Origin of the sequence: Streptomyces sp. NPDC053541, from assembly GCF_044544705.1 — a bacterium.
In the GTDB taxonomy this organism is placed as follows: Bacteria; Actinomycetota; Actinomycetes; order Streptomycetales; family Streptomycetaceae; genus Streptomyces.
On the sequence record NZ_JBITXM010000009.1, the window covers coordinates 336,699 to 348,437 of the forward strand.

At 75.4% G+C, this 11,739-nt stretch carries 8 protein-coding genes; 4 read left to right on the forward strand and 4 right to left on the reverse strand.

Annotation, left to right across the window (positions count from 1 at the left end):
- Positions 1–182: 182 nt before the first annotated feature.
- From ettA to ACIGW2_RS24270, 4 genes are read left to right on the forward strand one after another with little or no spacing between them, the layout of a single operon-like run.
- A complete protein-coding gene (gene ettA / locus ACIGW2_RS24255; protein WP_356070595.1) occupies positions 183–1,847 on the forward strand; it encodes an energy-dependent translational throttle protein EttA in 1,665 nt (554 codons plus the stop codon).
- A gap of 7 nt (positions 1,848–1,854) precedes the next feature.
- A complete protein-coding gene (locus ACIGW2_RS24260) occupies positions 1,855–2,280 on the forward strand; it encodes a thioesterase family protein (RefSeq protein ID WP_356070593.1) in 426 nt (141 codons plus the stop codon).
- Positions 2,277–2,948, forward strand: coding sequence for a hypothetical protein (locus tag ACIGW2_RS24265; protein WP_391656521.1), 672 nt, complete (start codon positions 2,277–2,279; stop codon positions 2,946–2,948). The genes ACIGW2_RS24260 and ACIGW2_RS24265 overlap by 4 nt, the downstream gene beginning before the upstream one ends.
- Positions 2,945–3,376 carry a GNAT family N-acetyltransferase gene (locus tag ACIGW2_RS24270; protein ID WP_399845797.1) on the forward strand — a complete coding sequence of 144 codons (432 nt, stop codon included), beginning with the start codon at positions 2,945–2,947 and terminating at the stop codon, positions 3,374–3,376. The genes ACIGW2_RS24265 and ACIGW2_RS24270 overlap by 4 nt, the downstream gene beginning before the upstream one ends.
- A gap of 514 nt (positions 3,377–3,890) precedes the next feature.
- On the opposite strand, the gene ACIGW2_RS24275 is transcribed toward ACIGW2_RS24270, so the two are convergent.
- The 4 genes from ACIGW2_RS24275 to ACIGW2_RS24290 all read right to left on the reverse strand — a co-directional run bounded on the left by ACIGW2_RS24275 (position 3,891) and on the right by ACIGW2_RS24290 (position 11,730).
- The gene (locus tag ACIGW2_RS24275; RefSeq protein WP_391656519.1) at positions 3,891–4,856 is read right to left on the reverse strand and encodes an ABC transporter ATP-binding protein; all 966 of its coding nucleotides are present in this window, start codon (positions 4,854–4,856) and stop codon (positions 3,891–3,893) included.
- Entirely contained in the window at positions 4,853–7,639 is a 2,787-nt protein-coding gene (locus ACIGW2_RS24280) for an FtsX-like permease family protein (protein ID WP_399845800.1), read from the reverse strand. Before ACIGW2_RS24280 ends, ACIGW2_RS24275 begins: the two co-directional genes overlap by 4 nt.
- Before the next feature lie 121 nt (positions 7,640–7,760).
- Positions 7,761–11,084, reverse strand: a complete 3,324-nt coding sequence (locus ACIGW2_RS24285) for an FtsX-like permease family protein (RefSeq protein ID WP_399845802.1) — start codon at positions 11,082–11,084, stop codon at positions 7,761–7,763.
- 241 nt (positions 11,085–11,325) lie between these two features.
- The gene (locus ACIGW2_RS24290) at positions 11,326–11,730 is read right to left on the reverse strand and encodes a globin (protein WP_356070580.1); all 405 of its coding nucleotides are present in this window, start codon (positions 11,728–11,730) and stop codon (positions 11,326–11,328) included.
- Between the last annotated feature and the right edge of the window lie 9 nt (positions 11,731–11,739).

The following is an 11,739-nucleotide window of genomic DNA, read 5'->3' on the forward strand; positions in this document are numbered from 1 at the left end:
TGATCTCGCCGTCGCGTTCCGCGGCCCGGCCCGACGTGCACGCGCCGTGCCCGGATCGTCACTCCACGCGGCCCGCGCGGGGGTCCGGGAAGGGGCCCGCGGCGGTACTGGTTTCCGCCGACGGGGCTCGGTCAGGCAAGATGGGTCTATCTGCCCACTCACTCCTTGCCGGACGGTTTCTCTTGGCTGAGTACATCTACACCATGCGCAAGACGCGCAAGGCGCACGGCGACAAGGTCATCCTCGATGACGTGACGCTGAGCTTCCTGCCCGGTGCGAAGATCGGTGTGGTCGGCCCGAACGGTGCCGGTAAGTCCACCGTGCTGAAGATCATGGCCGGTCTGGAGCAGCCCTCCAACGGTGACGCCTTCCTCTCGCCCGGCTACTCCGTCGGCATCCTCATGCAGGAGCCGAAGCTCGACGAGTCGAAGACGGTCCTGGAGAACGTCCAGGACGGCGTCGCCGAGATCAAGGGCAAGCTCGACCGGTTCAACGCCATCGCCGAGGAGATGGCCACGAACTACACGGACGAGCTCATGGAGGAGATGGGCAAGCTCCAGGACGACCTGGACCACGCCAACGCGTGGGACCTGGACGCCCAGCTGGAGCAGGCCATGGACGCCCTGGGCTGCCCGCCCGGCGACTGGCCGGTGGTCAACCTCTCCGGTGGCGAGAAGCGCCGCGTCGCGCTGTGCAAGCTCCTCCTGGAGGCCCCCGACCTGCTGCTGCTCGACGAGCCCACCAACCACCTCGACGCCGAGTCGGTGAACTGGCTGGAGCAGCACCTCGCGCAGTACAAGGGCACCGTCGTGGCCATCACCCACGACCGGTACTTCCTCGACAACGTGGCCGAGTGGATCCTGGAGCTCGACCGCGGCCGCGCCATCCCCTACGAGGGCAACTACTCCACCTACCTGGAGAACAAGGCCGCCCGCCTCAAGGTCGAGGGCCAGAAGGACGCCAAGCGGCAGAAGCGCCTCAAGGAAGAGCTGGAGTGGGTCCGCTCCAACGCCAAGGGGCGCCAGGCCAAGTCCAAGGCGCGTCTGGCCCGCTACGAGGAGATGGCCGCCGAGGCCGACAAGATGCGGAAGCTGGACTTCGAGGAGATCCAGATCCCGCCGGGCCCGCGTCTGGGCAGCGTGGTCGTCGAGGTCGACAAGCTCAACAAGGCCTTCGGCGAGAAGGTCCTGGTCGACGACCTGTCCTTCACCCTCCCGCGCAACGGCATCGTCGGCGTCATCGGCCCGAACGGCGCCGGCAAGACCACGCTCTTCAAGATGCTGCAGGGCCTGGAGACCCCGGACTCCGGCGACATCAAGGTCGGCGAGACCGTCAAGATCTCGTACGTCGACCAGGGCCGCGCCAACATCGACCCGAAGAAGACGCTGTGGGAGGTCGTCTCCGACGGCCTGGACTACATCAACGTCGGCCAGGTCGAGATGCCGTCCCGCGCCTACGTCTCCGCGTTCGGCTTCAAGGGCCCGGACCAGCAGAAGCCGGCCGGCGTGCTCTCCGGCGGTGAGCGCAACCGCCTCAACCTCGCGCTCACCCTCAAGCAGGGCGGCAACCTGCTGCTCCTCGACGAGCCGACCAACGACCTCGACGTCGAGACCCTGTCCTCGCTCGAGAACGCGCTGCTCGACTTCCCGGGCTGCGCCGTGGTCGTCTCCCACGACCGCTGGTTCCTCGACCGGGTCGCCACGCACATCCTGGCGTACGAGGGCGACTCCAAGTGGTTCTGGTTCGAGGGCAACTTCGAGTCCTACGAGAAGAACAAGATCGAGCGCCTCGGCCCGGACGCGGCCCGTCCGCACCGCGCCACCTACAAGAAGCTGACCCGAGGCTGATCACTTCATGGCCCGGCACCTCTACTCCTGCCCCCTCCGCTGGTCGGACATGGACGCCTTCGGGCACGTCAACAACGTGGTCTTCCTCCGCTACCTGGAAGAGGCCCGGATCGACTTCATGTTCCGGCTGGCGCCGGGGGACGGGAGCCCGTCCTTCTCCGGCGGCTCCGTCGTGGCCCGCCACGAGATCGACTACCTGCGGCCCCTGGTGCACCGGCACGAGCCGGTCACCATCGAGTCGTGGGTGACGAAGATCGGCGCGGCCTCGCTGACGATCGCGTACGAGATCAAGGACCCCGACGTCACGTACGTGCGGGCGTCCACGGTCGTCGTGCCGTTCAACCTGGAGACGCAGCGCCCGCGCCGCATCTCCGACGAGGAGAAGTCCTTCCTCAAGGAGTACATGGACGACGGGATGACCTCGTCGCCGTGACTCCCCTCGCCCCGCTGCACTTCGACGACGCCCGGGAGGCGGCCGGACTGGCCGCCTTCCTGCGCCGGCTGCTGCACTACGACCGGGCCGCCGCCGTCCGCCTCCAGGCGGGCGGCGGCGTGCTCGCCGTGTTCGGCCGGCCGCCGTCCTTCGAGGTGATCGCGATCCGCACGGCACGTCTCGTCGACGCGGTCGACCTGGACGTGACCGTGTCCGCCGGCGAGCTCCTGGAGGGCATCGAGGAGGCCGCCGGCAAGGCGGTCGTCCCCGACGCCGTCACCGGCCCCCCGTGGGCCGGGGTGCTGCCGCCCCGCGGCGGCTGGGAGCCGGTCGCCGGACTGCCCGACGCCGCCGCGATGCGCGGCGCGGTCGCCGCGGCCGTGGCCGAGTTCCGGGCCCGCGACGAGGAGCTGCCCGAGGAGCGGCGCACCCGCGTCGAGCGCGACCGCATCGGCCGCGAGATCTGGTCCCGCGCCTTCGCCGGCACCGGCCTGCCGCTGCGTGCCGTGCACGCCGCGCAGTCCCTGGGCTTCCTGCCGGACCTGCCGGGCGCCGAGCTCCCGGTCGCGCTGTTCGCCGCCGGGCCCTGGCTGCGGCTGCGCACCCCGTACGGCTCGGTCGCGCTCCGCACCGTACAGACGTCCCTCAGCGTCACCCCGGCCCGATGACGGCACCGGTGACGGAACCGGTGACGGACCCGTCGGCGGGCGCGGTGCTCGCCGTCGACGCCGGGCTGACCTCAAAGGCGCTCAACGCGCTCTTCCACGCCTCCTGGCCCGGCCACCGGGACACCGACTTCGAGCCCGTGTTCGCCCGCCGGCTGCTGCACGTCACCGCGCGGAGGGACGGCCGGCTCGTCGGATACGTGAACGTCGTCGGCGACGGCGGCGCCCACGCCTTCCTCCTCGACACCACCGTCCACCCCGCCGAACGCCGCCGGGGACTCGGCGTCGCCCTCGTCCGCGAAGCGGCCCGGGCCGCGCGCGAGCGCGGCGCGCACTGGCTGCACGTGGACTACGAGCCCCACCTCACCGGCTTCTACGAGCAGTGCGGCTTCCGCCCCACCGCCGCCGGCCTCCTGGCCCTGAACGGCTAGGTCCTGTCCGGAAAGTGGCGTCGTCTGCCCGCAGGGCAGGGCTCGCGGTGTCTGGTGCGTGCGATCGCACGGCGGAGGTGGGGGTACCTCCCCGGCCGCCAGGCCGAGGGGGCGGAGGCATGGCTTGCCATGGCGACCGACGACAACGCGGCGTGGGGGCACCTCCCGTGCCCGCAGGGCTACGGGGGAGTGCCTGCCAGGCGCCGCGAGCCAGGCGAAACTTTCCGGACAGGGCCTAGGGCCGGTCCGGCGGATCATGGCCGGGTCCGCGACTCCCCCGGAGCTTCGCCTGGGTGGGGGTGCCCCCGGCGGAGCCTGGGGGAGTGCCCCCGGCACGGCGCCTCGCCGCGTCGCCGAAACGCCCCGATGGCTCCGCTGTCGAGACGCTCCGGCGCCTCGCGGCGCCAACCCTCGGCCCTGGCGGTCCTGGGGAGACCCCCTGCACAGACGCCGCGGCCTGCCCGACCGTGATCCGCTGGACAGGCCCTGGAAGCCGAGCGCCCGCCCACGGCGGTCAGTTCGCGTCGTCCGGCCACACCCCGATGTGGTCCTGCTCCAGCTCCAGGGCCACCCGGTGGCGCATGTCGAGGGCCTCGGTGTACTCGGCGGGCAGCTGGAGGCGGCCGGCCCGGTCGAGCATCGCGTACTCCCGGGCCACCAGCGACTCCCGGCCCGCCTCGTCGACCTCGGTGCGGCGCAGCACCTCGGAGGAGGTGCGGCCGTCGCGGATGGCGACGGTGCGGCGCACCTCGGAGGCCACCGCCTGGTCGTGGGTGACGATCACGATCGTCGTGCCCAGCTCCTCGTTGGCCCGCCGGAAGGCGGCGAAGACCTGCTCGCCGGTGGCCGAGTCCAGCTCGCCGGTGGGCTCGTCGGCGAGCAGCACCGAGGGGTTGTTGGCCAGGGCGACGGCGATCGCCACCCGCTGCTGCTGGCCGCCGGACAGCTGGTGCGGCCGGCGGTCGGCGTGCTCGGACATGCCGAGCATCGCGAGCAGCTCCTCCGCCCGCTTCGCCTTCTGCCGGCCGCCGCCCCTCCGCCCGCCCTTCAACTGCATGGGGAGCGCCACGTTCTGGCTCGCCGTCAGATACGGCAGGAGGTTGCGCGCGGTCTGCTGCCAGACGAAGCCGACGACCTCGCGGCGGTAGCGCAGCCGGGCCTTGCCGTCCATGGCGAGCAGGTCGCAGCCCGCGACCTTGGCCGCGCCGGCGGTCGGCACGTCGAGCCCGGCCAGGATGTTCATCAGGGTGGACTTGCCCGAGCCGGAGGCGCCGACGAGCGCCATCAGCTCGCCCTCCGTCACCAGCAGGTCCAGGCCCTGCAGGGCCTGCACCTCCACCCCGTCCGTGGTGAAGATGCGCACCAGCCGGTCGCAGGCGATCAGCGCGTCGTGCCCGTACGAGGGCCGGTCCCGGCGCGCCGCCGCCCGCCGCTCCAGCTCCTCCAGCGTCGTACCGGCGGTCTCCGAAGTCGTCGTCATCGTGCGTCTCCTGCCCTGAGTTCCTTGACCGAGCCCCTGCGGGCCACCCACCAGGCCTGCACGCCGGCGACCGCGCCGGTCAGCAGCACCACGCCGGCCGCCGGCACGCCGAGCGACCAGCCGTCCGCGCGCAGCGCGGTGCCCAGCGCCACGGCCTCGTCCGGGGCGGCGGCCAGCGCCATCCGGACCAGGTCGACACCGGGGGAGAGCAGTGCGATCGTCGCCCAGCCGACCAGCGCGCCGCCCGCCGCCGCGAGGAGGGCCTGCGGCAGCGCCTCCAGGGCGAGCAGCGTCCGGCCCTGCCGGCGGGTCAGGCCCATGGTGCGCAGCCGGGCGAGCAGCGTGGTGCGTTCCGGCGCGGTCTGCAGCAGGGACAGCAGCACGGCGAGGACCGCGTAGCCGGCGCCCGCCGCGATCGCGACCCGGTAGAGCCCCTCGGCGCCGGTCTGCAGCGGCGAGTCGACGTAAGCGGCGCGCCGCTCCTCGCGCAGCACCACGCCGAGGCCCTTGCCGTGCGCCGCGACCGCGGAGCGCAGCGCCGCCGCGTCCAGCGGCGCGCCGGCCGGGCCGGTGACGAGCAGCGCGGTCGCCGCCCGGTTGGTGAGGTCCGCGCCGTTGACGACGAGGAAGTCCTTGTCGGGCAGGGCCGGGGTGGCCTCGCGGACGGCGACCACCTTCACGTGGAAGCGGCCCGCCGCCGCGATGATCTCCATCGGGCGCGTGCCCAGGCGCTCGGCGACCTTCGGCGAGGCGAGCGCGGGGATCACCCGGTCCGAGTCGCCGGTGTGCTCCGGCCCGCCGGTGCCGGTGGACTTCAGCAGTCCGGCGTCGAACGCGCCGAAGCCGGTACGGGCCGCGAGCCTCGCGTACGAGACGGGCTCCACGCCGATCAGCGGGGCGCCCATGCCCTGGTCGGCCGTGCCGAGACGGGACGGCAGCTCCAGGCCGTACTCGATCTGCACCGGCGACACCTCCCGTACGCCGGGGGCGCCGCGCACCGCGTCGGCGAGCCCGGCGGGCAGCGGCGCCCGGCCGCCCTCGCCGTTCACCCGGGCGTCGGCGCCCACGGCCAGAGAGGCGGCCCGGTCGCGGGCGTCGGCGACACCGGTGAGCACCGAACCGCCGAACGCGGCCGTGGTCAGCGCCAGCAGCAGGGCGAGCAGCGGCAGCGCGCCAGAGGCCGAGGAGCGCCCGGCGCGGGCCAGGGCCAGGAAGCCGACGGTGCCGCGCACCCGGGCGGCGGGCCGGGCGGCCCAGCGCAGCGGCAGCGGATACAGCCGGACCAGCACGACCGCCGCGATCAGCGCGACGAGCACGGGCGCGGCGCTCACCAGGTGGTCCCCGGCGTCGGCGGTGCCGCGGCGGCGCAGCGCGGTCACGGCGGCCACCGCGAGGACGAGCAGGGTGAGTTCGGCGACCGTGCGCCGGGTGGACGGGCGGGCGGAGACCAGGTCCTCGCGCCCGCCGTGCAGCTGCGGCCGCCGGTGCTGGACCATCGCCCGGGCCGGCAGGAGCACGGCGGCGACGACGGCCACGGCCGCGGCGCCCGCGAGGGCCGGCAGGAAACGGGCCGCGCTGTCGGCGCCGACCAGGAGCACCGCGAGCAGCAGGCCCAGCCCGGCGGCCGGGACGGAGATCACCGCGGTCTCGCCGAGCAGCCGCCCGCCGATGCCGGCGAGGGAGGCGCCGCGGGAGCGCAGCAGGGCCAGTTCGGCGTGCCGGCGGGCGGCGAACAGACCGCCGGTCATGGCGAGGACGACGAGGGCGACGGCGCCGACGCCGAAGGCGGCGACGGCGACCACCGAGGCGATCGCGTCCCGGGTGCCGGCGTGGCCCGCCACGATCCGGTCCAGGTCGGTCACGAAGGCGCTGTTCGGGCCGAGGGTCTTCTTCAGCCGCACCAGGCCCGGCCCGTCGCCCATCGAGTCGAGCGCGGCGGCGAGCCGGTCGGTGTCCTGCGCGGTGAGGTGGCCGGTGGCCGGGGTGAACCGCCAGTACGGCTCGGGCTGGCCGGTCGTCCCCACCAGCGCGGGCGCGCCCTCCGGCGCGAGCAGCAGGGTGGCCGCCCAGTAGTAGACCGGCTCGGCACCGGCCTTGGCGGTGAACTCGGGGACGTGCCGCAGCGAGTCGTACGCCCAGTAGCCGGAGGCGGTGCCCCGCGGCTCGACGATCCCGGTGACGGTGACCGCCTTCGGCTCGCCGTCGCTGCCCGGCACGTGCACGACCGAGCCCGGCTTCAGGTGCAGCGCCTCGGCGGTCTTCACGCTGACCGCCGCCTCCATGGCGCCGCCCCCGACGGCCCGGGGCGCGCGGCCGGCCCGCAGCACGGAGTGCTCGGCGAGCCCGGCCGGCGCGTCCAGGACGAACTCCGGCGGCACGCCGTACGGCTGGGGCAGCCAGCGGTCGGAGGCCGGCAGCCGCTTCGACGTCCGCACCCCGTACCCCGAGTCGGCCAGGTCGGCCCGCAGCGGCTCCGGCAGCAGCGGCAGCACCAGGTCCCGGGTGTCCCGCAGCTTCTTGGGCGCGAACGCCTGCGCCTGCGCCTCCGGCGACAGACTGCTGGCCACCGAGTCGGCCACGGCCACCGCGGAGTGCCGCGGCTCGGCGGCCTCGATCGCGTGCCGCAGCCCCCGCGTCTCGTACCCGTCGACGGCCCGCGGCAGCGCGGCCGCGAGGAAGGCCGTCACCAGCACGAGCAGACCGTAGGCGAGGGCACTGCCCGAGTGGGTCCGCAACCGGGTGCGAACCCACGGGGCCACGGCGCGGGCGGGCTTGCGGGGCATGGCGTTCGCCTTTCCGCGGGTGGGGGAGGTGGACGGGGCTGCCGGGGCGGGGCCCGGGGACGGGGAGGCGGGCATCAGCGACCCCCGGGGGTGGTGCGGGGCACGGCCGCCGTCCCCGTGCTCACTGGTCCCCCTGGGTGCGCAAGGTGACCGCCGGGTCGGTGCGGCGGAGGGCGATGGTGGCGACGATGGCCAGGGGGAGGGCGGCGACGGCGGCGAGGAGCAGGGTCACGTGGGTGAGGGGGAGTTGGACCAGGGTCTCCGGGACCGGGCGTTCGGCCTGGCCGGTGAGGACGACCAGGGGGACGACCGCCCGGGTGAGGACCGTGCCGAGGGCCGCGCCGACGAGCAGGCCGAGGCCGATGAGCACGCCCTGTTCGGCGGCGAGCAGCCGGGCCAGCTGGCGGCGCGGCGCGCCGAGGGCGCGCAGGACGCCGAACTCGCGGGAGCGTTCGCGCAGCGAGCCCGCCGAGCCGACCGCGAAGCCGACGGCGGCGAGCGCCGCCGCGGCGGCCGCGACCGCCATCAGGGCCGAGTTGGGGCCCGCGCCGAGCGGGTCGCCGAGGAGCTCGGCGGCGGCCTCGTCCCGTACGAGCACCAGACCGGGGTCGGCGTTCGAGCGCGCGCGGACGGCCCGGGCGACTTCGGCGTCCCGGCCGGGCGCGGTGGTCAGCCACCACTCGGTGGGGGTCAGGACGGCGGTGGAGCGCGCCTCCAGATAGCGGTTGGCGGTGTAGAGGTCGACGAGCAGTCCGCCGCCGTCCTCGGGGATGGTGTCGGCCGCGGTCACCGCCACCGAGCGGGCGCCGGGGCCGGTGGTGGGCAGTTCCCGGACGGTGCCGGCGATCCGCACCTCCAGGGTGTTGCCGCCGAAGGTGACCGTGACGCTGTCGCCGGGCCGGGCCCGGGTGGCGGCGAGGAAGGCGTCGGACGCGATGCCCGGGACCTCGCCCGGCGGCGCGGGGCGAGGCGCGGTGAGGGTCAGCGTGTACTGGTCGAGGCGCGGCCGGAGCGGCGCGTCGGGGGCGACCCGGTCGCTGCCGGCGGAGAAGACCAGCGAGAGCCCGCCGGCGCCGGCCGGGAGGGTGCGCAGCGGGGCGTCCACGCGCCGCCCGGTGGCCAGGTCGGCGGCGTAGCGCCCGCCCCAGTCGGCGAGGGCCCGGCGCAGGTCGAGCGGCTGCTCGCCGCCGCCCGCCGTCACCGGGGCGATCCGCTCCACGAGCAGGGTGCGCGGCCCGCCCCGGCCCTCCAGGAGACGGCCGGCGAGCTCCAGGCCGGTCAGCGTGATGCCGCCGGCGTCGTCGAGCGCGGGCAGCGGCACCTCGAAGCGGTGGCTGCGGCCGTCGGCGGGCAGGGTGCCGAGGAGCCGGCGGTACGGCAGGCCGTGCCCGTCCTCCAGGACCGCGACGACCTGGTTGACGGGCGTGCCGGGCGGCGCGCTGTCGCGCAGGTCGACGCGGAGCGCCCGGGTGCCCCGGGGCAGCGCGACGCCGGGCCGCTTGCCGGGCTTCGGGGCGACGGCGGCGAGCCGTCCCGCGAGGTCGCCGCCGGCCAGGTCGGAGCGGAAGAGCAGGCCGTCGGAGGCCCGCCGGGTGTCCATGGCGAGCACGGTCGCGGAGCGCCCGGCCAGGTCGGTGCCGCCCCGGTGCACGGGCGCGGCGGCGAGCACCCCGGGCACGGCGGCGAGCTGCTCGGTCTGGGCGATCTCGCCGGGGCCCGCGCTCAGCACCCGGACGCTCGCGCCGGTGCGGAAGTCGGCCTGGTCGTGCTGCGAACGCTCCCAGGAGTCGCGCTGTCCGACGGCCAGCATGCCCATGGCGACGGCGAGGACGAGGAGCAGCACCGGGCCCGCGCCGCGCAGCGGACGGCGGCTGAACTGCCAGCCGGCCAGCGCCGCCGGCAGTCCCCGGCCGCCCGCCGCGCGCCGTTCGGCCAGCTTGGCGGCGGGCGGCAGCAGCCGCAGGGTGAGCACGGTGCCGGCGAGCAGCGCGAGCGCGGGCGCGGCGACGAGCAGCGGGTCGATGCCGAGGCCGCCGGAGCGGTCGTCGGCGAGTGCGCCGCCGCCGTCGCCGGTCTGCCGGCGCAACTGCCAGTAGGCGATGCCGGCGACGAGCAGCAGGGCCACGTCGGCGCCCGCCCGGACCGGCGCGGGCAGCGCGGCGGAGCGGCCGGCGCGCAGCCGCACGGCGGCGCCGTCGCGGGTGGCGAGGGCGGGCGCGACCACGGCGGCGGCGCAGCACAGCGCGACCGCGCCGGCCACCAGCCACACCGTGGGCGGCGGCACCGTGTCGAGGCCGGAGCCCAGCGCGTCGAGCGCGGAGGGGTCGGCGAAGAGCCGGGTCAGCGGGCCGGCGAGCAGCGGCGCGGCGAGGGCGGCGGGCAGCGCCAGGAGCAGCGCCTCGACGGCGGCGAGCCCGGCGATCCGGCGGCGGGAGGCACCGCGGGCGCGCAGCAGCTCGGTCTCGCCGGAACGCTCCGTGCTGAGCAGCCGGGCGACCAGGAGCAGCGCGTAGGCGGCGAGCAGCACCAGCTGCACGGCCACGATGGACAGGGTGGAGCGGGAGACGAGCAGGGCCCGCTCGGTGCGCTCCAGGACGTCCGGCAGCGAGGTGTGGGCGTTGATCGTGGTGCCGAAGGAGGCCGTGTCGTCGGTCAGCGCCTTGGGGCCCGCGGTCGCCGCGGCGCGCAGGGCGTCCATCCGGTCGGTGGTGACGTTCCGGTAGTCGGCGGTGGCCAGCCACGAGGTGTCCCCGGCGGCGACCCGCCCGGAGGCGAGCACGGCCGGGTCGGTGAGCAGCGGGCCGTACGTGGTGAAGACGAGTTTCTTCACGCCCCGGCCGGCCGCCCGGTCGAGCTGCCAGTACAGGTCGGCGGTGTCCACCGGCCGGTAGACGCCGGTGATCCGGGTCTTCAGGGTCGTCCCGGCGAGCCGGTCGGTGAGGTCGAGCTCCGTGCCGGGCGCCACCTTGAGCCGGCGGGCGGCCTCCTCGGGCACCGCGCTCTCGATCGCGGCCCCGGCCGCGCCGGCCCGGGGCCAGGCGCCGGAGACCAGGGTGATCCGGGTGCGGTCGAGCGCGGCGAACTCGGTGAGGTCCGGCTCGGCCGAGCGGCTGCCCGGGGGCTGCGGGGAGCCGGGCAGCGCGTACGGCCCGGAGCGTTCCAGTTTCCGCAGGGTGACGGGCAGTCCGTCGAAGGTCCGCGCGGCACCGGCCCGGACAGCGTTGTCGGCGCTCTGGCGCTTGTCGGCGGGGACGCGGCCGCCGACCACGAGCGCGGCGGCCGGGGCGGAGCCGCCGCGCAGGGTGCTGCGCAGCGCGGCGTCGCCGATGGAGCCGGAGAAGGCGGCCAGGGTGGCGAGGACGGAGGTGGTCAGGAGGACCGCGAGCAGGGCGGCCGCCAAGAGGAGCCGGTGCGCCCTGACGCGCAGAAGTACGAACCCCGTCACCCGGTCCCCCCTGAAAGCACCGTGATCGTTCACGATCGAACGTTCTTGGGATGCTTTCAGAGGGCATCGGATCCGGAAACCGCTTTCGCGGGCACCTTGATGCGATCGTGACCGTTATCCGGCGCCACGTCACCGGAATGTGTTCGTCCGCGAGCGGGGGGTCAGAGCGGGGCAGAGCGGGGCCGGAGCGGGGCCGGAGCGGCGGGTCCGAGCGGGGCGCCGCACCGCCCCGCGCGGGCGGTCAGTCCGCGGTGTTGATCATCGAGGCGGCGGCATAGGTGAGGTAGCGCCACAGCTGCTCCTCGTGCTCCGGCGCGAGCCCGAGCTCGTCCACCGCGTCCCGCATGTGCCGCAGCCAGGCGTCGTGCGCCGCCCGGTCCACCGTGAAGGGCGCGTGCCGCATCCGCAGCCGCGGGTGGCCGCGGTGGTCGCTGTAGGTGCGGGGGCCGCCCCAGTACTGCATGAGGAACAGCGCCAGCCGCTCCTCGGCCGGCCCCAGGTCCTCCTCCGGGTACATCGGCCGGAGCAGCGGGTCCGCCGCGACGCCCTCGTAGAAGCGCCGGACCAGGCGACGGAAGGTCTCCTCGCCCCCCACCTGCTCGTAGAAGGTCTGCTCCTGAAGCGTGCCGCGCGGAATCTCGTTCACCGTTCCATC